This is a genomic window from Xanthobacter albus (assembly GCF_043194895.2).
Classification (GTDB): Bacteria; Pseudomonadota; Alphaproteobacteria; order Rhizobiales; family Xanthobacteraceae; genus Xanthobacter.
Map to the genome: position 1 here is coordinate 3,353,494 of NZ_CM195532.1, position 22,967 is coordinate 3,376,460.

At 69.2% G+C, this 22,967-nt stretch carries 18 protein-coding genes and 3 pseudogenes; 13 read left to right on the forward strand and 8 right to left on the reverse strand.

The window, feature by feature from the left end; genetic code table 11:
• The first annotated feature begins 13 nt into the window (after positions 1 to 13).
• The 6 genes from V5F75_RS15035 (at position 14) to oxyR (ending at position 7,286) form a co-directional block, all read left to right on the forward strand.
• On the forward strand, positions 14 to 1,012 hold the full coding sequence (locus V5F75_RS15035) for an AI-2E family transporter (RefSeq protein ID WP_394037945.1): 999 nt from the start codon (positions 14 to 16) through the stop codon (positions 1,010 to 1,012).
• Positions 1,013 to 1,215: 203 nt separating this feature from the next.
• On the forward strand, positions 1,216 to 2,586 hold the full coding sequence (locus tag V5F75_RS15040; RefSeq protein ID WP_394037943.1) for a glutamate--cysteine ligase: 1,371 nt from the start codon (positions 1,216 to 1,218) through the stop codon (positions 2,584 to 2,586).
• A 230-nt stretch (positions 2,587 to 2,816) separates the two neighbouring features.
• Entirely contained in the window at positions 2,817 to 3,746 is a 930-nt protein-coding gene (locus tag V5F75_RS15045; protein WP_394037941.1) for a DMT family transporter, read from the forward strand.
• Between the two features lie 289 nt (positions 3,747 to 4,035).
• On the forward strand, positions 4,036 to 4,599 hold the full coding sequence (ahpC, locus tag V5F75_RS15050; protein ID WP_394037939.1) for an alkyl hydroperoxide reductase subunit C: 564 nt from the start codon (positions 4,036 to 4,038) through the stop codon (positions 4,597 to 4,599).
• 126 nt (positions 4,600 to 4,725) lie between these two features.
• Positions 4,726 to 6,309, forward strand: coding sequence for an alkyl hydroperoxide reductase subunit F (gene ahpF / locus V5F75_RS15055; RefSeq protein WP_394037937.1), 1,584 nt, complete (start codon positions 4,726 to 4,728; stop codon positions 6,307 to 6,309).
• 68 nt (positions 6,310 to 6,377) lie between these two features.
• Complete coding sequence (gene oxyR, locus V5F75_RS15060; RefSeq protein ID WP_394037935.1) at positions 6,378 to 7,286, forward strand: DNA-binding transcriptional regulator OxyR; 909 nt, start codon at positions 6,378 to 6,380, stop codon at positions 7,284 to 7,286.
• A 200-nt stretch (positions 7,287 to 7,486) separates the two neighbouring features.
• On the opposite strand, the gene V5F75_RS15065 is transcribed toward oxyR, so the two are convergent.
• The 3 genes from V5F75_RS15065 to V5F75_RS15075 all read right to left on the reverse strand — a co-directional run bounded on the left by V5F75_RS15065 (position 7,487) and on the right by V5F75_RS15075 (position 9,362).
• Entirely contained in the window at positions 7,487 to 8,722 is a 1,236-nt protein-coding gene (locus tag V5F75_RS15065; protein WP_394037933.1) for a S1C family serine protease, read from the reverse strand.
• Positions 8,719 to 9,072, reverse strand: a complete 354-nt coding sequence (locus V5F75_RS15070) for a hypothetical protein (protein WP_394037931.1) — start codon at positions 9,070 to 9,072, stop codon at positions 8,719 to 8,721. The genes V5F75_RS15065 and V5F75_RS15070 overlap by 4 nt, the downstream gene beginning before the upstream one ends.
• A 71-nt stretch (positions 9,073 to 9,143) precedes the next feature.
• Positions 9,144 to 9,362 (reverse strand): hypothetical protein, encoded by a 219-nt coding sequence (locus tag V5F75_RS15075; RefSeq protein WP_394037929.1) that lies wholly within the window; start codon positions 9,360 to 9,362, stop codon positions 9,144 to 9,146.
• A gap of 141 nt (positions 9,363 to 9,503) precedes the next feature.
• Here V5F75_RS15075 and V5F75_RS15080 point away from each other — a divergent pair, with 141 nt between their 5' ends.
• Positions 9,504 to 11,594, forward strand: coding sequence for a c-type cytochrome (locus tag V5F75_RS15080; protein WP_394037927.1), 2,091 nt, complete (start codon positions 9,504 to 9,506; stop codon positions 11,592 to 11,594).
• A 314-nt stretch (positions 11,595 to 11,908) separates the two neighbouring features.
• Here V5F75_RS15080 and V5F75_RS15085 read toward each other — a convergent pair whose 3' ends face one another.
• Positions 11,909 to 12,727 carry a helix-turn-helix domain-containing protein gene (locus V5F75_RS15085; protein WP_394037925.1) on the reverse strand — a complete coding sequence of 273 codons (819 nt, stop codon included), beginning with the start codon at positions 12,725 to 12,727 and terminating at the stop codon, positions 11,909 to 11,911.
• 330 nt (positions 12,728 to 13,057) lie between these two features.
• Between V5F75_RS15085 and V5F75_RS15090 the strand changes: the two genes are divergently transcribed.
• From V5F75_RS15090 to V5F75_RS15105, 4 genes and pseudogenes are all read left to right on the forward strand, one after another.
• On the forward strand, positions 13,058 to 14,524 hold the full coding sequence (locus V5F75_RS15090) for a two-component system sensor histidine kinase NtrB (protein WP_394037923.1): 1,467 nt from the start codon (positions 13,058 to 13,060) through the stop codon (positions 14,522 to 14,524).
• Positions 14,518 to 15,177 carry a response regulator transcription factor gene (locus V5F75_RS15095; RefSeq protein ID WP_394037947.1) on the forward strand — a complete coding sequence of 220 codons (660 nt, stop codon included), beginning with the start codon at positions 14,518 to 14,520 and terminating at the stop codon, positions 15,175 to 15,177. The genes V5F75_RS15090 and V5F75_RS15095 overlap by 7 nt, the downstream gene beginning before the upstream one ends.
• A gap of 122 nt (positions 15,178 to 15,299) precedes the next feature.
• Positions 15,300 to 15,668: a response regulator transcription factor gene (locus V5F75_RS15100; protein ID WP_394037921.1), complete on the forward strand. Its 369-nt coding sequence runs from the start codon at positions 15,300 to 15,302 to the stop codon at positions 15,666 to 15,668.
• Positions 15,669 to 15,843: 175 nt separating this feature from the next.
• A pseudogene (locus V5F75_RS15105) lies at positions 15,844 to 16,359 on the forward strand (Dps family protein).
• 121 nt (positions 16,360 to 16,480) lie between these two features.
• On the opposite strand, the gene V5F75_RS15110 reads toward V5F75_RS15105, so the two are convergent.
• Positions 16,481 to 17,662, reverse strand: a complete 1,182-nt coding sequence (locus V5F75_RS15110; RefSeq protein ID WP_394037919.1) for an MFS transporter — start codon at positions 17,660 to 17,662, stop codon at positions 16,481 to 16,483.
• Positions 17,663 to 18,066: 404 nt separating this feature from the next.
• On the opposite strand from V5F75_RS15110, the gene V5F75_RS15115 reads away from it, so the two are divergent.
• Both V5F75_RS15115 and V5F75_RS15120 read left to right on the forward strand, forming a co-directional pair.
• Entirely contained in the window at positions 18,067 to 19,749 is a 1,683-nt protein-coding gene (locus tag V5F75_RS15115; RefSeq protein ID WP_394037917.1) for a methyl-accepting chemotaxis protein, read from the forward strand.
• Positions 19,750 to 19,989: 240 nt separating this feature from the next.
• Positions 19,990 to 20,661 carry a VIT1/CCC1 transporter family protein gene (locus V5F75_RS15120; protein ID WP_394037915.1) on the forward strand — a complete coding sequence of 224 codons (672 nt, stop codon included), beginning with the start codon at positions 19,990 to 19,992 and terminating at the stop codon, positions 20,659 to 20,661.
• Between the two features lie 142 nt (positions 20,662 to 20,803).
• On the opposite strand, the gene V5F75_RS15125 is transcribed toward V5F75_RS15120, so the two are convergent.
• The 3 genes and pseudogenes from V5F75_RS15125 to V5F75_RS15135 form a co-directional block, all read right to left on the reverse strand.
• On the reverse strand, positions 20,804 to 21,445 hold the full coding sequence (locus tag V5F75_RS15125; protein ID WP_509212177.1) for an IS5 family transposase: 642 nt from the start codon (positions 21,443 to 21,445) through the stop codon (positions 20,804 to 20,806).
• Positions 21,418 to 21,585, reverse strand: a pseudogene (locus V5F75_RS15130) (transposase); the annotation flags it as partial. The pseudogene V5F75_RS15130 and the gene V5F75_RS15125, both read right to left, overlap by 28 nt.
• Before the next feature lie 26 nt (positions 21,586 to 21,611).
• Positions 21,612 to 22,891, reverse strand: a pseudogene (locus tag V5F75_RS15135) (IS701 family transposase).
• Between the last annotated feature and the right edge of the window lie 76 nt (positions 22,892 to 22,967).

The window sequence follows — 22,967 nt, forward strand, 5'->3', positions numbered from 1 at the left end:
TGGGGAGAGGCGGATGGTGTCCGACAGGAAGATGGCGCGCATGTCCGCCATCGCCGTCCTCGTGGTGGCGGGGTTCTATTTCGCCTGGCAGGCGGTCAGCGTGTTCCTGATGGTGTTCGCGGCCATCCTGGTGGCGGTGGGGCTCCACAGCCTCAGCACCCCCTTCGCCCGGCTCACGCGCATCCGTGAACAATATGCCGTGTTTCCGGTGGCGCTGCTGGTCATGGGCGGCCTCGGGCTCATCGGCTACCTGTTCGGCTCCACCATCGAGACCCAGGTGAGCGAGCTGATCCAGGACCTGCCGGCCGCCTGGAAGGCGTTCGAGGACCGCTTCCACCTGGGCGAGATGATGCCAGAACTGCTGCAGCGGGCCGAGGCCGCCGCCCCGCCCTCCTCCGTCATCCTCACCGCGGTGCAGAACTTCACCACCAATCTGGTGCAGGTGCTGGTGGGGGTGTTCCTGGTGGTGGTGGGCGGGCTTTATTTCGCGGTGGAGCCGCAGCTCTACCGCAAGCTGTTCCTGGCCTTCTGGTCGGAACGCGAACGCCCGCACATCCAGCACCGCATGGGCATCATCACAGACGACCTGCGCTCGTTCCTGAAGGCGCAGGTGATCGCCATGGTGGTGGTGGGCGTGCTCACCTTCGTCGGCCTCACGGTGCTGGGCATCCCCTCGGCGCTGGCGCTGGCGCTGTTCGCCTCGCTGGCGGAGTTCGTGCCCATGGTGGGGCCGGTGGTGGCGGCCATCCCGGCCCTGCTCATCGCCATGACCCTGGGCCTTGATTCGGCGCTGTGGACCCTCGCCATGTTCGTCGCCGTGCAGCAGACCGAGAGCAACCTCATCACCCCCGTGCTGCAGCAGCGCATGGTGTCGCTGCCGCCGGCGGTGACGCTGTTCGCGGTGGTGCTGTTCGGTAGCCTGTTCGGCCCGCTCGGGGTGCTGCTGGCGACCCCACTGACGGTGCTGGTGTTCGCCTCCCTGCGCGAGCCCGCCACACCCGGCCCGGCCTGAGCGCCTCAGCCCCTTCACGGAGGGAGGCGCGCCGCGCGCACGCCCTCGCCGCGCCGGTAGCATCATCCGTGCCGGGGCGGCACGGTTCCGGGCGGAGGCCTCGCGCCGCCGCCGTTTGCCTCCACCGGCCAGCCGTGTATGGTCGCGCGCCCGAAAGTGCCGCCCCCGAAGCGCGCTCCCCGATGTGCTGAAGAGAAGTCCGCATGGCCCGCGATACGCTCGACGCGACCCCGATCACCTCCCGCGGCGAGCTGGTCGCCTGGATGGAGGGGGGCAACAAGCCGGAAAGCGCCTTCCGCATCGGCACCGAGCACGAGAAGATCCCCTTCACCCTCTCCCGCCACGAGCCCGTGCCCTACGAGGGGCCGAAGGGCATCCGCAAGCTGCTGGAGGGCATGCGGATGCTGCTCGGCTGGGAGCCGATCATGGAGGGCGAGCACATCATCGGCCTCGCCGACGTGACCGGCGGCGGCGCCATCTCGCTGGAGCCGGGCGGCCAGTTCGAGCTTTCCGGCGCGCCGCTCTCCACCATCCACGAGACCTGCGCGGAGCTGAACGCCCACCTCGCCCAGGTGCGCGAGGTGGCGCAGCCCCTGGGCATCGGCTTCCTCGGCATCGGCATGAGCCCCAAGTGGAGCCGCTCCGAAACCCCGGTGATGCCCAAGGGCCGCTACAAGATCATGGCCAATTACATGCCGAAGGTCGGCACGCTCGGCCTCGACATGATGTTCCGCACCTGCACCGTGCAGGTGAACCTCGACTTCTCCAGCGAGGCCGACATGGTGCGGAAGATGCGGGTGGGCCTCGCCCTGCAGCCGGTGGCCACCGCCCTCTTCGCCAACTCGCCGTTCACCGAGGGGCGACCCAACGGCTTCCTCTCCTTCCGCTCGCAGATCTGGCGCGACACCGACAACGCCCGCGCCGGCATGCTGCCCTTCGCGTTCGAGGAGGGCTTCGGCTTCGAGCGCTACGTGGACTACGCGCTCGACGTGCCCATGTATTTCGTGAAGCGCGGCGACAGCTACATTGATGTCGCCGGCAGCTCCTTCCGCGACCTGCTGGCGGGCCGCCATCCCGCCCTGCCGGGCGAGGCGGCCACCCTCTCCGACTGGGTGAACCACCTCTCCACCATCTTCCCCGAGGTGCGGCTGAAGCGCTTCCTGGAGATGCGCGGCGCGGACGCCGGCCCGTGGGCGACCCTGTGTGCCCTGCCCGCCTTCTGGGTGGGCCTGCTCTATGAGCGGCAGAGCCTCGATGCGGCCTGGGACCTCGTGAAGGACTGGACCGCCGAGGAGCGCCAGCAATTGCGCGACGACGTGCCCCGCCTCGCGCTCGATGCCGAGGTCCACGGCCGCAAGCTGAAGGACGTGGCGCGGCAGGTGCTCGCCCTTTCCACCGCCGGCCTCGCCCGGCGCGGCCACCTGGACCGGCAGGGCCGGGACGAGACGCGTTTCCTCGCTCCGCTGGAGGAGACCGTCTTCTCCGGCCGCGCGCCCGCGCAGGCGCTGCTCGACCATTTCCACGGCGACTGGAACGGCTCGGTGGAGCCGGCGTTCACCGCGCTCGCCTACTGATCCGCACCCGCCGCCGCCCAGCCATGCGGCGAACGCATGGTGTCCGGGTGCCGCCGCCGGGGCTTCCGCTGGCGTCGAGGCGCCGCTCACACCCTTCGAGCGTCTTCAAGCGAAGCGGGTTCCGGTTCGCTTGAAGAACATGCATCGCGTCAGTAACCGAGCGTGATTTCCGCGCGCAATGCAGGCGGAGAGCGCCCCGGCCGCCCTCGGGCGGCGGGAAAGCCCAGGACATGCCCATGCCGCCGGCCGATGCCCACAGGTCCGCCCCGCTGGGGCCCAGGGATCTCCTGCTCTACGGCATCACCGTGCTCATCTTCGGCAGCGGCTGGCTGCCGCTGCGCATGCAGCTCGGCGTGGTGGCGCCGGAAGTCTCGCTGGTGTGGCGCTTCCTCCTTGCCACGCTGGTGATGTTCGCGTTGCTCGCCGCGCGGCGCGAGCGCCTGCTGTTCCACTGGCGGGACCATCTCGTGTTCGCGCTGCTGGGCGCGACGCTGTTCTCGCTGAACTTCATCACCTTCTATCATGCCGGCTACCACCTGCCCTCGGGCCTGCTCTCGGTGGTGTTCGCGCTGGCGGCGGTGATGATCCCCCTCCTCGGCGCGGCGGCGCTGCGCCAGCCGCTGCATCCGCGCGTGGTGGCGGGGGCGGCGGTGGGGGTTGCCGGCCTCGCCATGGTGTTCGGCCCGTCCCTCGCCTCGGGAGAGGGCATCCAGGGCGCGGGAGAAGGGCTGGCGCTCTCCCTCGCCGGCACCTTCTGCTTCTCCGTGGGCAGCCTCGTTTCCGGCGTGGCGGGACGGCGCGGCTATCCGCTGGTGTCCATGACCGCCTGGGGCTTCTTCTACGGCTTCGTCATGATGCTGGCGCTGGCCCTCGCGCGCGGCGCACCGTTCACGGTGGATTGGAGCGCGCGCTATGTGGGCTCCCTGCTCTATCTGGTGGCGGCGCAGACCCTTTCGGGATTCGCGGTCTATTTCGCGCTCATCCGGCGCATCGGCGCGAGCCGCGCGGGCTATGCGACCGTGCTGTTCCCGCTGGTGGCGCTCGCCCTCTCCACATGGTTCGAGGCGTTCCACTGGACCCTCATGGCAGCGCTGGGCATCGCGCTCATCCTCGCCGGCGCGCTGCTGGTGCTGCTGCCCCGGCGGGCGCGGGCCCGCTGAGGGCCTCGCCCCTTTCTGCAATTTATCAAGCCGGCTGAAGGCCCTAGATGGACCCGGCAGCGGCATCTGCGCCGTTCTGCCGCATGGTGGGAAGGATGCGCGGACGCGCCGCAACCGCCTGCGACACCCCGCCCAAATGCTGGAAAATGAGAGCCTTAAGCTCATTTTGATAGGTTCAGCCTATCGAAAATGACGAATTTATCTATTTTGTTTATCCGCCCCATCCCCATATGTTGCGTCGCGAAGGCTTTCGGCCCTTCTGCACCGCAACCTGACCCAAGGAAATGTCATGTCTCTCGTGAATACCAAGATCAAGCCCTTCAAGGCCCAGGCTTTCAAGGATGGCAAGTTCATCGAGGTGAGCGACGCTGACCTGGCCGGAAAGTGGTCCGTGTTCTTCTTCTACCCGGCCGACTTCACCTTCGTTTGCCCCACCGAGCTCGGCGACGTGGCCGATCACTACGAAGAGTTCAAGAAGCTCGGCGTTGAGATCTACTCGGCCTCCACCGACACCCACTTCACCCACAAGGCCTGGCACGACACCTCCGACACCATCGCCAAGATCAAGTACACCATGCTCGGCGATCCCACCCACGAGCTCTCCACCAATTTCGAGGTGCTCCGCCCCGGCCAGGGCCTCGCCGACCGCGGCACCTTCATCGTGGACCCCAACGGCGTGATCCAGGCCGTGGAAATCACCGCCGAGGGCATCGGCCGTGACGCCACCGACCTGCTCCGCAAGGTGAAGGCCGCCCAGTACGTCGCCGCCCATCCCGGTGAGGTGTGCCCGGCCAAGTGGCACGAGGGCGAGAAGACCCTCGCTCCGTCCCTGGACCTCGTCGGCAAGATCTGATCGCGCCGTCTCAGGGCGCGCCGCGATTTTGATCGCGCGCAAGGCAGCCTTCCCCATCCCTGGGGAAGGCTGCTCCCCCGGCCTCGGGCCGCGGAATGCTCGTTTTACGTTTTTCGGAGGATTGCCATGCTCGACGATGCGATGAAGGCTCAACTCAAGACCTATCTGGAGCGGGTGGTCCGTCCGATCGAGATCACCGCCTTCGTGGACGACGGCGCGCGCTCCAAGGAAACCCTGGAGCTGCTGAACGACATCGTCCCGCTCTCCGACAAGATCACCCTCACGGAGGCGCGCGGCGCCGACGGCGCGCGCGTGCCGTCCTTCGCGCTTACGAGCCCGGGTGAGGACATTCATCTCGTGTTCGCCGGCCTGCCCATGGGCCACGAATTCACCTCGCTCATCCTGGCGCTGCTGCAGACCGGCGGCTACCCGCCCAAGGTGGAGCAGGCGGTGATCGACCAGATCAAGGGCCTCGACGGCGACTTCAGCTTCGAGACCTATTTCTCCCAGTCCTGCCAGAACTGCCCGGACGTGGTGCAGGCCCTGAACCTCATGGCCGTGCTGAACCCCAGGATCAGGCACGCGGCCATCGACGGCGCCCTCTTCCAGAAGGAAGTGGACGAGCGGCAGGTGATGTCGGTGCCCACCGTCTACCTGAACGGCGAGGTGTTCGGCCAGGGCCGCATGGGCGTCGAGGAGATCGTCGCCAAGCTCGACACCGGCGCGGTGGAGCGCGAGGCCAAGCGCCTTGCCGCCCTCGAGCCGTTCGAGGTGCTGGTGGTGGGCGGCGGACCGGCCGGCGCGGCGGCGGCCATCTATGCGGCGCGCAAGGGCATCCGCACCGGCGTCGCGGCCGAGCGCTTCGGCGGCCAGGTGCTGGACACCATGGCCATCGAGAACTTCATCTCCGTGCCCTACACGGAGGGGCCCAAGCTCGCGACCGCGCTGGAGCAGCACGTGCGCGAGTATGAGGTGGACATCATGAACCTCCAGAAGGCCCAGAAGCTGGTGCGGGGGGATGAGTTCATCTCGGTGGAGCTGGCCAGCGGCGCGGCCCTGAAGGCCCGCAGCGTGATCCTCGCCACCGGCGCCCGCTGGCGGCAGATGGGCGTGCCGGGCGAGGACAAGTACCGCTCCAAGGGCGTGGCCTACTGCCCCCATTGCGACGGCCCCCTCTTCAAGGGCAAGCGCGTGGCGGTGATCGGCGGCGGCAACTCGGGCGTGGAGGCGGCCATCGACCTCGCCGGCGTGGTGGCCCACGTCACCCTCATCGAGTTCGACTCCAAGCTGCGCGCCGACGAGGTGCTCCAGCGCAAGCTGAACAGCCTGCCGAACGTGGACATCAGGCTCTCCGCCCGCACCACCGAGGTGCTCGGCGACGGGCAGAAGGTGACCGGCCTCACTTATGAGAACCGCGTCTCCGGCCAGATCCAGACCCTGGAGCTGGAGGGCATCTTCGTGCAGATCGGCCTGCTGCCGAACACCGAGTGGCTGAAGGGCACGCTGGAGCTTTCTCCCCGCGGCGAGATCGTGGTGGACGAGCGCGGCCAGACCTCCCTGCCCGGCGTGTTCGCGGCCGGCGACTGCACCACCGTGCCCTACAAGCAGATCGTCATCGCCATGGGCGAGGGCGCGAAGGCCTCGCTCGGCGCCTTCGACTACCTCATCCGCTCCTCCGCCCCCGGCGAGCCGGAAAGCAAGGCCGCCTGAGGCGGGTGCGACCATCAAGCCAGCCGCCCGTCCGGATCACCCGGACGGGCGGCGCTTCGTGATACGAGATGACACTCCGCGAGCTGCAATATCTCATCGCCCTGGCCGACCACCGGAACTTCCGCCGCGCCGCGGAGGCATGCCTGGTGAGCCAGCCGACCCTCTCCATGCAGATCCGCAAGCTGGAGGAGGAGCTGGGCGTGCCGCTGGTGGAGCGCGCGCCGCGCCGGGTGATGCTGACCCCCGCCGGCCGCGACGCGGTGGAGCGGGCGCGGCGCATCCTGGCCGAGGTGGACCAGATGAAGGAGGCCGCCCGCCGCAGCCGCGCGGCCGAGGGGGGCACCCTGCGGCTCGGCGTGTTCCCCACCCTCGGGCCCTACCTGCTGCCCCACGTCGTGCCCATGATCCGCGCGCGCTTTCCCGAGCTGGAGCTGCTGCTGTTCGAGGAAAAGAGCGCCGATCTGGTGGCGCGGCTGAATGCCGGCACGCTCGATGCCGCCTTCCTGGCGCTGCCGGTGCATGACCACCACCTGCACGACGAGTTCCTGTTCGAGGAACCGTTCCTGCTGGCGGTGCCGGGTGACCACCCCCTCGCAAAGCGGCGCTCCCTGCATCTCGACGAGCTGGGCCAGCACAATCTGATGCTGCTGGAGGACGGCCACTGCCTGCGCGACCAGGCGCTGGAGGTGTGCCAGCTTTCCGGCGCGCGGGAGAAGAGCGAGTTCCGCGCCACCAGCCTGGAAACCCTGCGGCAGATGGTGGTGGCGGGGGCGGGCATCACCCTACTGCCCATGCTGGCGGTCAAGGGCCAGTCGCAGCCGGCCGAGAACATCCACCTGCTCGACTTCCTGGATTCCCACCCCAGCCGGCGGATCGGCCTGCTGTGGCGCAAGACCTCCGCCATGGCGCCGCTGCTGAAGCAGGTGGCGGACATCTGCCGCAAGCTGCCGGAAGATCTGCTGAAACGCGCGGCGTGAGACGCCGGGACCAGGACCATCGTTCCCGGCCCTCGGCCTGAGCCAGCCGTGTTCCGTTCTGACGCCGTCCAGGCCTGGACAAGGGCCCGTGAGAACGAACGCCGGACAGGCTCATGGCATTCGGCGTGAGCCCGCGCTTCGGCGCCGGTCGGCCGGCGGGCACGGCTCGGCGTCACACACCCTCAAGACGGGCACGCCGCTCAGCGGCAGACCACGAACACCGTGAACAGCTTGGCCCGCTCCGCGATGGTCGCCGGGTCCAGCGTCGCGGCATCGGCGGGACCAAGCGCGGGCGTCACCGCATTGCCGTCGAGAAAGGTCTGGGCCACGGAGCTCTTGATGGCGAAGTTCACGTTCTGCGCCAGATCCTTGGTCACAGATGCGAGGCGCAGGGCATTGAGCTTCGACACCACCACGCCGGCGATGTTGCCGTGCTGGTCCATCAGCGGGCCGCCGCTGTTTCCGGGCTGCACCGGCGCGGAAATCTGCAGCATGCGGCTGTCGTCGTTGAGGCCGGAGGTGGCGGTGACGTTGCCCACTGTGAAGTTGCCGGAGCTGGCGAGGATGCCGGCGAGCGGAAAGCCGTAGATATAGATGCTGTCGCCGATGCGGGTGCGCGGCGCGAGGGCCGGCACCGGGCCGGCCGGTCCGTTCACGGCCTTCAGCAGGGCAAGGTCGTTGGTGGCGTCGCGGGCGATCACCTGCACCGGCTCGCTCACCGCGCCTTGCCGGGTGATCTCCACCTTCTTGCATCCGTCGATGACGTGGTGATTGGTGAGCACGTGGCCGCTGGCGCTGACGAAGAAGCCGGTGCCGGAGCTGGTGCCCTCGCCCTTCGGGTCGTCCTTCGGCGTGGAGCGGGCCTGGGCGGGCTCCCGCCCCTCGCGCTTCAGGTAGGCGATGAGGTCCTTCTGGCAGTCGATGACCGCCTCCAGCGCCGCCATGGAGCCGGAGAGGGAGAGCCGCGTGATGCTCTTGCCCTCATAGCGCACGTCGAGCCCGCCCGCGCGGGCGAGATCGACCATGAAGCTGTCCTTCAGGTCAGTGCCCACCAGGCTCTTGCCGGCCTCGGATTCCGCCCCGGTGAAGTTGCCGTGCCAGCGGCCGCCGCCGCGCGCCAGCATCTGGATCTTGTAGGACTTTCCGGCCTCGATCGAGCGCCAGCGGGGATTCGACAGGCCGAAGAAGGATTTGCCGCCGTCCGCGAAGCCGAACCAGACGGTGGTCTGGTCCTCGTATTTCGCCTTGGCGAGGCAGCCGGCCGCCTTGGTGTTGACGCCGATATCCCACCCGCGCACCTCGGTCAGCGGCTCGTCCATGGCAAGCAGGCCCTGGGCCCGCGCCTCAGGCCCCGCCGCCAGCAGACCGGCGAGCAGCAGCAGCGCGCCGAGGAACCGCGCCGTCACCCTCCGCAGGGGCAGCCACGCCTTCGTCATGGCTTGGACGACACCGGAACCGCCTCGGAGGCGGGCTTCGCGAAGGGGTCGTCACCGGCGCTCGCCTGGGCGGATGCGGTGCCGGACGACTTGCCGCCGGCGATCTTCTTGCTGTTCTTCTGCCCGGAGCTGCGGGAGGAGGTCTTGGGCTTGGCCGGGCGCGGAGCAGCATGGGCGCGGCCGGCGCCCGACATGGCGCCCAGCACCGCCGCCCCCACCACGGCCCCAGCGACGATGCCGAGCGCGGTGCGCGCCGAACCGGCATGGGCCGACGCCGGCACCAGCAGCAGCGACGCCGCCATGACCGCCACAACCTTGAACGGCGCGCCGCCGAGAATTCCGATCCGCATGGCCCCAGCCCCCTGGAAGTCAACGCTCAAGCGCACGCGAAGCGCCCGCATCACGATCTGATTACCAAACGTTAATGCTCGCCAAAATTGTTTTCAAGAGCGCGGACCACACAATCGCCGATGGAGGCGCCGCATTGAGTTGTGGCATTTTTTCGTTCGACACACGAAAACGTGATCGAAAAATGGAATGGCTCCAGACGGCCGCAGCGCAGCATTTCACGCGGCTTGCCCGGAGTTTTCCACCCTGAGGGGACATTCCACAGTTGCGGCACGTCAATGCGGCGATACATTCCGCCTCCAATGTCGGCGGCAGGTACGCCGCGGCGGTGGATGTCGGATGCTTTGAAGCCGGCCCGTGGGCGTGATCGGCCCGCGATTCCCGGAAGCGGGGCGCCCCGATCCCGCCGCCGCCCGCACCCGGAGGCTTTGCGATGGACAACGACGTTTCAGGCAGACGCAGGTCGAGGTGGAAGGTGGTGGGCGCGCTCGCCGCCGCCGCCATGGTGGTGGGCGCGGGGGTCTTCTGGTGGGTGGTGACGCCGCCTCCGGTCGAGAACGCCGGCCGCGCCCTGCCCAAGACGGCGGATGCCGACCTGATCGCGCGCGGCAAGTATGTCGCCGAGCTGGGTGACTGCGTGGCCTGCCACACCGCGCCGGGCGGCCATCCCATGGCCGGCGGCCTGCCCCTCGAGACGCCCTTCGGCGTGATCTACTCCACCAATATCACGCCCGATGCGAAGGACGGCATCGGCAAGTACAGCTTCGGCGCGTTCGACCGCGCCATGCGCCACGGCGTGACGGCGGACGGCCGGCACCTCTACCCGGCCATGCCCTACCCCTCCTATGCCAAGGTGGCGCCGGACGACATGTATGCCCTCTACGCCTATCTCATGCAGGGCGTGGAGCCGGTGGCGGCGCCGAACAAGCCGCTCGGCATCTCCTTCCCCTTCAACCAGCGCTGGGGCCTCGCCTTCTGGCAGAAGGCCTTCATGGACAACCGCGGGTTCGAGCCCGACCCCACCAAGGATGCGGTGTGGAACCGTGGCGCCTATCTGGTGGAGGGGCTCGGCCATTGCGGCGCCTGCCACACCCCGCGCGGCATCGGCTTCCAGGAAGTCGCCATGTCCGGCCGCGGCCCGAACGGCGACAAGTTCGTCTCCGGCGCCAAGGTGGAAGAGTGGAACGCCATCAACCTGCGCGATCTGTGGACGGTGCCCGACACGGTGGAGCTGCTGAAGACCGGCCAGAACCGCTTCGCCACCGTCTCCGGCTCCATGACGGAGGTGATCCACAATTCCACGCAGCACTTCAGCACCGATGACCTGATCGCCATCGCCACCTATCTGAAGTCGCTGCCCACGGCCCACCCGCACGAGGTGACGCCCCTGCCGGTGGACGACGCCGTGCCGGAGGCCATGTTCACCACCCGCGGCGGCCTCGCCTACGCGCAGTTCTGCACCGATTGCCACCGGCTGAACGGCGCGGGCGTGCCCAAGGTGTTCCCGCCGCTCGCCGGCAACCCGACCGTGATGTCGGACGATCCGGCGACGCTGATCCACATCACCCTCAGCGGCTGGAAGACGGCCGAGACCAACGCCTATCCCCGCGTCTTCACCATGCCCGGCTTCGCCCGGCTGGATGACCAGGAGGTGGCGGAGATCCTCACCTTCGTCCGCTCGAACTGGGGCAACAAGGCGCCGGCCGTGACCGCCGAGCAGGTGAAGAAGGCTCGCGCCCTCATCGATCCCAAGATCGACGCGTCGAAGTTCGAGACGCCGCGCCTCGCCAACCTGCTGAACGAGCCGAACGCCAAGCAGCTGGTGTGGGGCATGCGCCTCAACACCGAGACCCACACCCTGCTGCCCAAGAATGTCGGCGACGTGCTCAACTGCACGAGCTGCCACCTCAACGGCGGCACCGTGGCCGATGGCTCGCCCTATGTGGGCGTCTCCGCCATGTTCCCGAGCTACGCGCCCCGCGCGGGTCGCGAGATCACGCTCGAGGACCGCATCAACGGCTGCTTCCTGCGGTCCATGAACGGCAAGGCCCTGCCGAAGGAGGGCGAGGACATGAAGGCCATGGTCGCCTACTTCAACTGGATGAAGGGCGCCACCAAGCCGGAGGACAAGGTGGAAGGCCGCGGCGTCGGCAAGATCGACAAGAACATCAAGCCCAACGTGGAGAACGGCAAGCTGGTCTATGCGGCCCAGTGCGCCGTCTGCCATGGCGCCGACGGCGAGGGCCTGCAGGACGCCAAGGGCAACTTCGTCTACCCGCCGCTGTGGGGCGACAAGTCCTTCAACATCGGCGCCGGCATGGCCCGCACCTACACCGCCGCCGCCTTCGTGAAGCGCAACATGCCCATCGGCTTCCACGAGAAGTTCCCGCTGGGCCAGGGCGGTCTCTCGGACCAGGACGCGGTGGACGTGGCGGAATTCTTCACCCACATGCCGCGGCCGGATTTCGCGCCCAAGGTCAACGACTGGCCGAAGGGCGGCAAGCCCGCCGACGCCCGCTACTGACCCCGCATCCCTGCGCCTTCCCTGGAAGGCGCAGGGCCACTTGCGGCTCTCCCGATCATGAAGCGCCCGGGCCCCCACGGCCCGGGCGCTTTTCTTTTCACCTCGGGAACAGGGCGGCGGCGCGCCCGTGCGCCGACCAGGAGGCTTGGCCGTTCCCCGGCGTCCTTGCGTGGCACGTGGGTGAATGGGCCGCTCGCGAACACCATGGGTCCGCACCTGCACGAAGGACGAGACGGCCGCCGCTTCGAAAGCGAGTGTGCCGCATGGGAAGCGGCGCGGTCGGCGGCGCCTTTTCCGGCGGCCCGATCCGTCGGTCACGCCCCGTTGGCGCTGCGCCACTGGTGGGGGGTGTCGCCGGCGAAGCGGCGGAAGACGGTGGTGAAATGAGCCTGGGTCTGGAACCCCACCGCCAAAGCGATCTGCACCAGCGGCTCGCGGCTCTCCCGCATCATGCGTTGCGCCTGCTCGATGCGCCGCCGCAGCAGGAAGGCGCGCGGCCGCTGGCCGGTGGCCACGCGAAACTGGGCCGCGAAGTGCATGCGGCTGAGGCCGGCGGCGGACGCCATGTCGGCCAGGGTGACCGGCTCGGCGAGGTGAGCGTCCACGAAGGCCAGCACGCGCTTGAGCCGCCATGCCACGAGGCCCGACCGGGGCCGGCGCGACGTCTGCTCGGGCCCGCCGGAGGGCAGAGGCGCCGGCACGGCGCAGGGCGCGGTGGGCTCAGCTACGTCCGCTGCGGGCTCCGCCTGCGGCCGCGCCCGGCCCAGCATGCGGGCGACCACGGCGAGGCGCAGCGCATCCGCATAGAGGCCGGCGAAGGCGTCGGTGCTGCGTTCGGCGGCGGCGAGCGCGCGGGACAGGGTCTCCACCACCGTGTCGCCCGCCATGGCAGGGCGCTGGCCGGCGAGCCGGGCGGCCTCCCCGGCCCCCACACGGAAGTGGATCGTCTCGCCCGCCCGCCTTCCTTCACCGGAACCGGAACTGATGGCGATTTCCACCCCCATGTGGGCGAGCCGCACACGCAGGGTTTCGCCGTCGTCCCCGGCGGCGTCCGGCATCAGCCAGGGAAAGGGCGGGGGAAGGAGGCAGGCAGCGTCGGCCGCGACGGGAGCTGGCAAGGCGTGAACGGACATGGACCGGACCCCTCTGGTCTTCATGGCTCGGAACGGCCATCTGGAAGCCCGGCGAACCGGCGGCGATCTTGCGCCGCGGCGGCCGGAAACTCCTGGAAATGGCGATGTCCGAAGACTAGCAGCGGCCCTTTCAGCCTCCATTCTACCTGCGTTTCGCCGTGCATATGATGGGGTTGGCCGCCCCATACCAAGGTATGTTCGGGCAAGGCTGCGCCGTGCTATCGCGATAGACTGGGCGACAGCTCCAGCGCCCATGGTGGGGCGGCCCCTGCGTCAGCCCGGCCGGGGCGCCGGCAACGCCATTCGCCCGAGGCGCGAGAGAGGCATCGCATGTCATCCTGGGAACGCTCCGCCCCCGTGGCCGAAGACAGCGGCATGCGCGGCCGGCTCGCGCAGACGGCCGTGGCGATGCTGGCGGCGGCCATCTTCCTCGTCGACACCTTCTCGCCCCTCGATATGGCGATCGCGGTGCTCTACGTGGTGGTGGTGCTCATCGCCGCCGGCGTCGCGGAACAGCGGGGCCTGCTGCTGATCGGGGGCACCTGCATCGCCCTCACGCTGCTCAGCTTCGCCATCACCCATACCCACGCCTATGACATTGCCTCCACCATGCGCTGCGTGGTGAGCCTCGCCGCCGTCAGCGTCACCACCCTGCTGTCGCTCCGTAACCAGGAGGCGACGCGCGCCCTGCGCGAGAAGGCGGAGCTGCTCGATCTTTCCCACGACGCCGTCTTCGTGCGCGCGCCGGACGACACCATCACCTATTGGAACCGCGGCGCGGAGGAGCTTTACGGCTGGTCCCGGCACGAGGCCATCGGCCAGCCTGCGGCCCACCTGCTGCGCACGCGCTTTCCCGCCCCGCGCGCGGCCATCCGCGCCGAGCTGCTGCGCACCGGCCGCTGGGACGGGGAACTGCTCCACACCCGGCGCAACGGCGGCCTCGTCACCGCCCTGAGCCGCTGGTCGCTCCGGCGCGACGAGCGCGGGCGCCCCGCCGCGACCATGGAGACCAACAGCGACATCACCAGCCGCAAGCGCGCCGAGGACGAGCTGCACCAGGCCCAGGCGGACCTCGCCCATGTCACCCGAGTCGCCACCATGGGCGAGCTGACCGCCTCCATCGCCCATGAGGTGAACCAGCCCCTCGCGGCGGTGGTCACCAACGGCGAGGCCTGCCTGCGCTGGCTCGGCCGGGCGGTGCCGGACCTCGGCGAGGCGGAGGCCACCGTGCGGCGCATGATCGCCGACGCCCGCCGCGCCAGCGAGGTGGTGGCGCGCCTGCGCGCCCTGGCCCGGCGCGCCGAGCCCGAGCACCTGCCGCTCGATGCCGCCGAGATGGTGGCGGACGCCCTGACACTGATCGAGCGCGAGCTCTCGAACCACCATGTGCGCCTGGAGGCCGATCTGCCCGCCGGCCTGCCGCCGGTGCCGGGAGACCGGGTGCAGTTGCAGCAGGTGGTCATCAACCTCGCGCTCAACGCCATTCAGGCCATGGACGCGGTGCCGGAGGAACGGCGCCGGCTCGCCATCGGCATCGCGCCCCAAGCGCCGGAAGCGGAGGGGGCGGGCGGCATCGCCATCACCATCGCCGACACCGGGCCTGGAGTGGACGAGGCGGCGCTGCCGGTGCTGTTCGACGCCTTCTACACCACCAAGCGGGATGGAATCGGCCTCGGCCTCTCCATCTCCCGCTCCATCGTGGAGGCGCACGGCGGGCGCATCGCCGCCGCCCGCGAGGCGACCGGCGGCCTGCGCTTCACCCTCACCCTCCCCGCCGCCGAGGACCGTGCATCGTGAACCGCCCCCTGCCTCCCCGCTCCGCGCCGCCCGCGCGCGATCCCCTGGTGATCGTGGTGGACGACGACCCCTCGCTGCGCGAAGCTCTCTCCAGCCTGTTCCGCTCGGTGGGGCTGGATGTGGCGCTGTTCGCCTCCGCCGCCGAGCTGCTGGCGGCGACGCTGCCGGACGCGCCGCGCTGCCTGGTGCTCGATATCCGCCTGCCGGGCGTGAGCGGGCTCGATTTCCAGGCCCAGCTCGGCCGCGGCGAGAACGACATGCCCATCATCTTCATGACCGGGCACGGCGATATCCCCATGACCGTGCGCGCCATGAAGGCGGGAGCGGTGGACTTCCTCACCAAGCCCTTCCGCGACCAGGACATGCTGGATGCGGTCGCCGCCGCCATCAGGATCGACGAGGCCCGGCGCGAAACGCGCCGCCAAGCCTCCCGCCTCGACAGCCTCTACGCCGCCCTCACCCCGCGCGAGCAGCAGATCATGACCCTCGTCACCCGCGGCCTGATGAACAAGCAGGTGGCCGCCGAGGTGGGGCTCAGCGAGATCACGGTGAAGATCCACCGGGGCAACGTGATGCGGAAGATGGAGGCGCGCACCCTCGCCGACCTGGTGCGCATGGCCGAGGCGCTCGGCCTCGGTCCGGCGAAGGGGTGAGCAGGCAAACGTGTGTATGATTCATCCGGCGCGCGGCTCCAGGCTATAGTCGCTCAAAGTCCTCCGCAGCGAGCTGCGCCGGAAGAAAAGTCTTGAGGTAGATCGAAGTGTCTCCTGCCCCGATGATCACGATCATCGACGATGACGAATCCGTTCGCGTCGCGACCGAAAGCCTCGTGCGGTCTCTGGGGTTCGGCGCGAAGGCCTTCGCCTCCGCCGAGGATTTCCTAAGGTCACCGCTTCTCGGCCATACCGACTGCGTCATCACCGATGTGCAGATGCCCGGCATGACCGGGGTGGAACTCCACGGCCACCTGAGGGCGCGGGGCGATCTCACGCCCCTTATCTTCATCACCGCCTTCCCGGAGGAGCGCATCCGCCGGCAGGTGGACGCGGCCGGCACGTTCGGCTTCCTCGCCAAGCCCTTCGATGGCAACCTGATGATCGCCTGCATCGACGAGGCGCTGAACGCCGGCGCGCGCCAGGGCTGAGGCCGCAGCACCGGAGCCGGCCAAACCCAGGGATGAGCGGCGCACGCGACAGGCCAATTCAGCCCGGAGACGCCCTCTTCCAGCTTTCCATCGTCAATGGCGCCACGGGCGGATGTATTCCCAGGATATGGGAATGTCGATCCATCCGCCGGGCGCCGACATAAGGAAAGCCGCCATGAATACGCAAGGCATCCAGGCCCGCCGGGCCGCCCCGCTGCACACGCCCATCGATCTCGGCAGGACGCCAGCCGCGATATCTCCGTCGCTCTCGCCGGCCTTCTCGCCGATGCCTTCGCCCTCTACATGAAGACGAAGAACTTCCATTGGCACATGTCCGGCCTCCACCTCCGCGACGACCACCTCCTGCTCGACGAGCAGGGCGCGCAGATCTTCGCCATCACCGACGACATCGCCGAGCGGGCGCGCAAGCTGGGCGGCACCACGCTCCGCGCCAGGCCACATCCAGCGCCTGCAACGCCTCGCGGACAACGACGCCGATTTCGTCACGCCCGAGGACATGCTGGCCGATCTGGCCGAAGACAACCGGCGCTTCGTCTCCTTCCTGCGCGAGGTGCACGGCGTGTGCGAGGTCCACGAGGATGTCGCCACCGCCAGCCCGGTGGCGGTCTGGATCGACGAAGCCGAGCGCCGCGCGTGGCTCCTCTACGAATCCACCCGAGGCGCCCGGTAGTGCTGTTTCGAGCGAAGCGGAAACCCGTTCGCGTGAAGAAAGCGCGTGGCCTCGACAATCCGCAGCGTTTCCCCGATTCCGCGAAACCGGGAAACGCTGCGGGCCCGGCCCCGCCGGCCCTTCAGGAGCCGCGCCGCAGCAGCTGCGCGCGCACCTGGAGGGCCGTGGCGACGGCGCCGAAGGCGATGCCCAGGGCGCACACCAGCGGCCAGCCGCCCTCCGCCCAGGCCAGCATGGCGAGCGCCGAGCCGAGCGCGCCGCCGATGAACATGGTGCCCATGAACACGGTGTTGATGCGCGCCCGCGCCTGGGGGCGCAGCGCGTAGACGATGTGCTGGTGGGACACCAGGGCGGCCTGGATGCCGAAATCCAGCAATATGCAGCCGATCACCAGCCCCGCCAGCCCGCCCCAGGCGCCGAACAGCAGCCAGGACGCGAGCGTGGCGAGCACCCCGAGCAGCACCGCGCGGGCGGGTCCGTGCCGGTCGGCGAAGCGGCCCGCGAGCGGCGCCACCAGGATGCCGACCGCGCCGACGAGCCCGAACAGGCCGGCGATATCCGCCCCCAGATCGAACCGCGGCGAGGCGAGCCGGAAGGGCAGGATGGTCCAGAACACGGTGAAGGCGCCGAACAGCGCCGCCTGCGTCACCGCCGCGAGGCGAAGCTGCGGGAACTCGCGCCACAGGCCGACGACGGAAACCAGGAGCGAGCCGTAAGGCAACCCGGCATCGGGCCGGCTGCGCGGCAGCATCACAGCCATGAGCCCGCCGGCGGCAAGCGACATGGGCACCGCCACCCAGAACATCTCGCGCCAGCCGCCGTGGGTGGCGACGAAGCCGGCCAGCGTCCGGCTGAGCAGGATGCCGCTCAAGAGCCCGGCCATCACCATGCCCACGGTGGCGCCCCGCCGCTCCGGCGCGGCGAGGTGCGCCGCCAGCGGCACCACCTGCTGCGCCACGGTGGAGGCGAGCCCCACCGCGAACGAGGCGAGCGCCAGCACCAGGGCGTTCGGCGCGGACGCCGCCAGCACCAGCGCGGCCGCCAGCACCATGAACTGCACCACGATCAGCCGCCGCCGCTCCACCAGGTCTCCCAGCGGCACCAGCAGGAACAGGCCCACCGCGTAGCCGAGCTGGGTGGCGGTGGGAATGGCGGCGGTGAGGCGGCCCGGCAGCTCGCCCTCGATCACCGCCAGCATGGGCTGGTTGTAATAGATGTTGGCGACGGCGATGCCCGCCGCCGCGGCCATGGCCAGGGTGGCGCCCGAACCGGCCACGGGGGCCGGCGTCTCGCGCGATGTCATGTCGCTCTCCAATGGAGGCCGGCGGCAGCGGGCGCGATGCGCGCCGCTCCCCGGCCACGGGGAGACCGGAACATGCCGTAGCCGGCGGCCGCTGTCTTCTTCTTCGCACGCCCACCGGGCGAGGCGGCGGGCACATCGCCGCCAGCGGAGCACACATGCCGCTACGGCAGCGCAATCCCGGACATGTAGTTTCGCGCCTTGCCAGCGAAAGGAGCTTGTCGCAAAACCGACACCTCCCCTCGCCACCTAAAGTATAACTTGACGCTTATAACAATTTCTATTTTTGGCCACATCGACACACTTGCCAACCAAAGACCTCCATCCCGCACTTTCCGACTATACATCCGGGCGCACCCGTTCCATGAATCGAACGTAACCGCATGTCTTGATGGGGGTCATCTGACATGAGTTCGTTCTCGCTCAAGGTTCGCCTTCTCTTCCTGGTCACCACATTCATGGCGGGGCTCGTGGCCATCACCGCCGTGTTCCTGGTCGACCTGTATTCAAGCATGATGAACGAGAGGAAGGGCGAGATCCGCCACATCGTCGAGGTCGCGGTCTCCCAGCTCAAGGGGCTGGACCAGGCGGTGCGCGACGGCCGCCTCACCAAGGCCGAGGCGCACGAGCGCGCCGCCGACATGATCCACGCCATCCGCTTCGACGGCGGCAACTACCTGTTCGTCTACAGCTTCGACAGCACCACCCTGCTGCACGGCACCCGCGCCGACCGCGAGAACAGGGACGCCTCCGGAGAGAAGGACGCCTACGGCACGCTGTTCGCCCGCCAGCAGGTGGCGCACGGCAAGGCCGGCAGCGGCTATACCACCTATTACTTCCCCAGGGCCGGCGATGACCCTACCCCGCGCCAGAAGATCTCCTTCGAGATGGGCTTCGCCCCCTGGGAATGGGTGGTCGCCGGCGGCGTCTACGTGGACGACATCGACAGTGCCTTCTATGCCCAGCTGCGGGTGCTCGGCGCCATCATCGCGCTGGTGCTGATCGTCCTGGGCGTCGCGTCCTACCTCTTCTCGCGCTCCATCTTCGGGCCGCTGGAGCGCCTTTCGGGCGAGCTGCGCGCCATCGGCGACGGCAACCTCGACGTGGATATCTCCACAGCCCGGCGCCGTGACGAGATCGGCGCCATCGGCAAGAGCGTGGTCTACATGCGCGACCGGATGCAGGAAGGTGACCGGCTGAAGCAGCAGCAGGCCGAGCAGGAGCGGGCCGAGCACGAGGCCGTCGCCCGCCGCGAGCAGCTCGCCAAGGGCTTCGTGGAGCACATGCAGCGCCTCGCCACCGGCTTCGCCACCTCCTCGCGCGAGGTGGCCGACGCGGCGCGCAACCTCTCCGCCACCGCCGAGGAGACCTCGCGGCAGGCGCAAGCGGTCGCCGGCGCGGCCGAGGAGGCGTCCTCCAACGTGCAGACCGTGGCCGCTTCCTCGGAGGAGATGGCGGCCTCGATCCACGAGATCAACGGCCAGGTGAGCACCTCCGTGCGGATCGCCGACAGCGCCTTCACGGAGGCGGAGACCTCAAACGCCCGCATTTCCGACCTCGCGACCGCCGCCTCCGCCATCGGCGACGTGGTCAACCTCATCAAGTCCATCGCCGACCAGACCAACCTGCTGGCTCTCAACGCCACCATCGAGGCGGCGCGGGCGGGAGAGGCGGGCAAGGGCTTCGCGGTGGTGGCCTCCGAGGTGAAGGAGCTCGCCGCCCAGACCGCCAAGGCCACCGAGGACATCCGCGCCAAGGTCGGCGAGATCCAGGAGGCTACCGACAGCTCCGTGCAGTCCGTGAGCGGTATCGCCCGTGTCATCGGAACGGTCAGGGAGATCGCGGAGGCCATCTCCCGCGCCATCGAGCAGCAGAGCGCCGCCACGTCGGAAATCGCCCAGAACTGCCAGCAGGCGGCCACCGGAACTCATCAGGTGATGCAGAACATCTCCGGGGTCGGGCAGGCGGCGGGCATGACGGGCTCCGCCTCCACCCAGCTCATGACCCTTTCGAGCGGCCTCTCCGACCAGGCCCACGAGCTGCGGCAGGCGGTGGACGACTTCGTCACCAGCTTCGCGGCGGCGGCCTGAGGCAACCGGCGGAACGGCATTCGAACCGGAAAGCGCGGCGCCGGCCGCCGCGCCTAGGATGAGGCCCGATCCGACCGCGCGGCGAACACGGCATCCGCCGCGCCCGGAAAGGCCGGACCGTCGCGCCCGAAGGCGTTGCGGCGGATCGATGGCACAGGCAGCAAGCGCGCCCGCCGCGGCCCCGCGTCCCGAGGTCCTCCGGGGCGGAGCCGGCGCGGATTGCCCGGAAGGAAGATCTCGATGTCCACAGCCTCCCGCGTCCTCGCCTCCCTCAAGGCCTCCATCGGCGACATCGTGTTCGGGATGGAGGACGGCACCGTCTCCATCTTCGGCCTCGTGTTCGGCGTCGCCATGAGCACCGACGATCCCCGCACGGTGCTCATCGCCGGCGCCACCGGCGCGGCGGCCGCCGCCGTCTCCATGATGGCGGGCAGCTATCTGGACGCGGAATCGGTGCGCGATGCCCGCACCGCGCGGCGGGAAGGGACGCTGGACCCGGAGGCCGTGCGCACCGAGACGGCCGCCATCACGACTGCCCTGGCGCGCGGCGGCATGGCTCAGGACGACGTGGAGCGGGTGGCGGATGCCCTCGCCCGCGCGCCACGCGCCGCGGCCGGCCTGCGCACCGAGCTGGACGAGGCGGGCGACGGCGCCACCCCCGCCACCCATGCCTTCTGGATGTTCGTGTCCGACCTGTTCGCGGGCTTCACGCCGGTGCTGCCCTTCGCCTTCCTGCCCATGGAGAGCGCGCGCATCGCCTCGCTCGTCCTCACCACCGTGCTGCTGGTGGCGCTGGGCGTGGGGCGCGGGCTGGTGGCCCACCGCCCGGTGCTGCGAGCGACTTTGGAGACCCTCGCCATTGCCGCCTCGGCCGCCGTGGCCGGCGTGGTCATGGGGCGCCTGCTCTCCTGACGCGCCCGGCGTGCAAACCCGCCCGATCGATGCAGCCCCAGCCGCAGGCGGACGAAGACCACCGCGTCCGAGGCGGCGATTGCGAAACCGAAGCTGACCGCCTCCGCCCCCGTGGCCGACATCATCCGAGGTGCCAGCTCTCCTAGGCGGTGTGGACGGATTTGATGAGGATGAATGAGAAGGCGAGCGCGACGATTGCGGCGAAGCCGCGCTCTGTCTTCTCGCAGCGCAGGGCGACGCGCTTGAAACGCTTGAGCTTTCCGAAGCACTGCTCGATGCGGGCCCGGCCCTTGTAGAGCGCCTTCGGGAAGAAGGCGGGACGATCCTTCGCGTTGGATTTGAACGGGATGGCGGGCGCGATGCCGCGCGCTCGGGCCAGCGCCCGGTTGGCCTTGGCGTCATAGCCCTTGTCGGCGAGCGCCGCGCGGGGCTTCACATCGGGACCAAGATCCAGCAGCAGCTTGAACAGCGGGCTGTCGCCGGCCTCGCCGCCGGTCAGGTGGAAGGCGATCGGGTGGCCCTCGAAGTCACTCTTGAGGTGGATCTTAGTGGAGAAGCCGCCGCGTGAGCGCCCGAGGGCGTGGCCTTGCTGCCCCCTTTTGCCCCGGCGGCGGAGACGTGGGCACGCACCACGGTGGAATCGAACATCTGAACCAGATGCGCGGTGCGGCTGAGCGAAGCCAGCGTTTCGAAGAACAGCTCGAACACGCCGGCCTGGCGCAGCCGCCAGAACCGTTTCCAGACGCTGTTCCAGGACCCGAACTCCGCCGGCAGCGCCCGCCAGGAGATGTTGTGCACGGTGAAATAGTGCATGGCTTCGAGGAACTTGCGGTCGTCTCGCCCCTTGTCGCCCCGCCGCGAGCGGCAGGCGTGGAACACATCCAGCGCCACCGCCCAATCCTCGTCCGTCATCCGCGTCAGCATGGTCGACCTCGCCAAAAGCCGACCCTCTATGAATCACCGAAACAGCCGGAAGGGAATCCCCCCGCTTCGACCCCGCCAAATCCGTCCACACCGCCTAGCACTACTTTGGCAGAATCAGATTGCTTGAGGACGGCTCTGCGGACCTGAGGCAGGGTCGCTCTCGGTGGCCCCCTCCGCAGGCTTTTTTCTCCTGTGACCTGCTCCAGGCGCCGATGCTGCAGGAAGGCGTAGGCGATCATGGTCATCAGGCATGATGGTGGAGGCCGCGCCAGGAGCGGCCCTCGAAGTGGTCGAAGCCCAGCTCCTCCTTCATCTGCTGGTGGCCCTGCTCGCACACCCGGCGCTCCTTGATGGCGGCGGCGAGCTTTTTAAGGGAGGCTCCGGCCTGCAGGTTGGAGAGATAGCATTTGCGCTCCCCCGAGCTGTGCCACTCGCCTACCAGCCAGGCCTCCTCTCCCGGCATGTGCTGCTGGCCCTAGTCGTGGATACGCTGGGGCGGTCCATCGGCGATGCGGATGCGGCAGGCGGCAAAGCGGGCGCTCAATGGCCCCTTGGTGCCACGCCGCCAGGAGAGCTTGCGCCATCGCGTCTCGGCCAGCACCGTCTCGGCAGACACCGACAGTTGGTCGGGGATCGGGTTCTTCCGAGGCCGGCCGCGCACGGCTACGGAGAAGACGAGCGCGACATTGGTCGGGTAGACCTTCCGGTGCTTGGGGATGCCCACGGCCCAGGTGAGACCGCGCCCGCTCAAGCCCTGGCGGAAGGACGCGGACAGGCCATAGCCGGAATCGGCCAGCACCAGACCGAAGCGCACGCCCTGCACCATGACGCGGTCGATCTCCCGAAGGGCGATCTCCGGCGTGGAGCACGGCCCCTGAAACGGCTCCGGCATGCCGGCAGTGATCATGCGGGCGACATCATCGGTCCAGCCCTCTGGCAGGAACAAGCACAGGGAAACCAGGGTCTGGCAGTTGGCGCACTCGCCCAGCATGGAAGCGCATTGCGGCGCGCCCCCCACCGAGCGCCGGCCCTTCTTGGGCAGGCCGGTGTCGTCGATGACGAGGACGGCATCGGGTCCACCCACGAGACGATCCGCGGTGCGGGCAAGCTCCGTTTCGAGCAGGCCGTCATCCCATAGGCCATCCCAGATGAAATGATGGAACCGGTCATACCGTGCCGAACCAAACCGCTCGGCCATGGGCTGCATGCTCTTGCGTTCGCCCGAACCGATCAGGCCGGCCACGTAGAGCGGGCATATCTGCCGCCGTTTCTTGTGCCCCAGCAGGGCGGCCACGAACGGCTTCAGGAACTCTCTCTGAGCGCCTCATCCCAGCTCGCCATGGCCCGCGCCCCGATCCGAGCGCAGACCTCAATACCTCAAG

Bases quoted from the DNA above. Each gene is read 5' to 3' on its own strand.
- V5F75_RS15035 (WP_394037945.1), top strand. From the start codon at position 14: ATGGTGTCCGACAGGAAGATGGCGCGCATGTCCGCCATCGCCGTCCTC.
- V5F75_RS15040 (WP_394037943.1), top strand. From the start codon at position 1,216: ATGGCCCGCGATACGCTCGACGCGACCCCGATCACCTCCCGCGGCGAG.
- V5F75_RS15045 (WP_394037941.1), top strand. From the start codon at position 2,817: ATGCCCATGCCGCCGGCCGATGCCCACAGGTCCGCCCCGCTGGGGCCC.
- ahpC (WP_394037939.1), top strand. From the start codon at position 4,036: ATGTCTCTCGTGAATACCAAGATCAAGCCCTTCAAGGCCCAGGCTTTC.
- ahpF (WP_394037937.1), top strand. From the start codon at position 4,726: ATGCTCGACGATGCGATGAAGGCTCAACTCAAGACCTATCTGGAGCGG.
- oxyR (WP_394037935.1), top strand. From the start codon at position 6,378: ATGACACTCCGCGAGCTGCAATATCTCATCGCCCTGGCCGACCACCGG.
- V5F75_RS15065 (WP_394037933.1), bottom strand. From the start codon at position 8,722: ATGACGAAGGCGTGGCTGCCCCTGCGGAGGGTGACGGCGCGGTTCCTC.
- V5F75_RS15070 (WP_394037931.1), bottom strand. From the start codon at position 9,072: ATGCGGATCGGAATTCTCGGCGGCGCGCCGTTCAAGGTTGTGGCGGTC.
- V5F75_RS15075 (WP_394037929.1), bottom strand. From the start codon at position 9,362: ATGTATCGCCGCATTGACGTGCCGCAACTGTGGAATGTCCCCTCAGGG.
- V5F75_RS15080 (WP_394037927.1), top strand. From the start codon at position 9,504: ATGGACAACGACGTTTCAGGCAGACGCAGGTCGAGGTGGAAGGTGGTG.
- V5F75_RS15085 (WP_394037925.1), bottom strand. From the start codon at position 12,727: ATGTCCGTTCACGCCTTGCCAGCTCCCGTCGCGGCCGACGCTGCCTGC.
- V5F75_RS15090 (WP_394037923.1), top strand. From the start codon at position 13,058: ATGTCATCCTGGGAACGCTCCGCCCCCGTGGCCGAAGACAGCGGCATG.
- V5F75_RS15100 (WP_394037921.1), top strand. From the start codon at position 15,300: ATGATCACGATCATCGACGATGACGAATCCGTTCGCGTCGCGACCGAA.
- V5F75_RS15110 (WP_394037919.1), bottom strand. From the start codon at position 17,662: ATGACATCGCGCGAGACGCCGGCCCCCGTGGCCGGTTCGGGCGCCACC.
- V5F75_RS15115 (WP_394037917.1), top strand. From the start codon at position 18,067: ATGAGTTCGTTCTCGCTCAAGGTTCGCCTTCTCTTCCTGGTCACCACA.
- V5F75_RS15120 (WP_394037915.1), top strand. From the start codon at position 19,990: ATGTCCACAGCCTCCCGCGTCCTCGCCTCCCTCAAGGCCTCCATCGGC.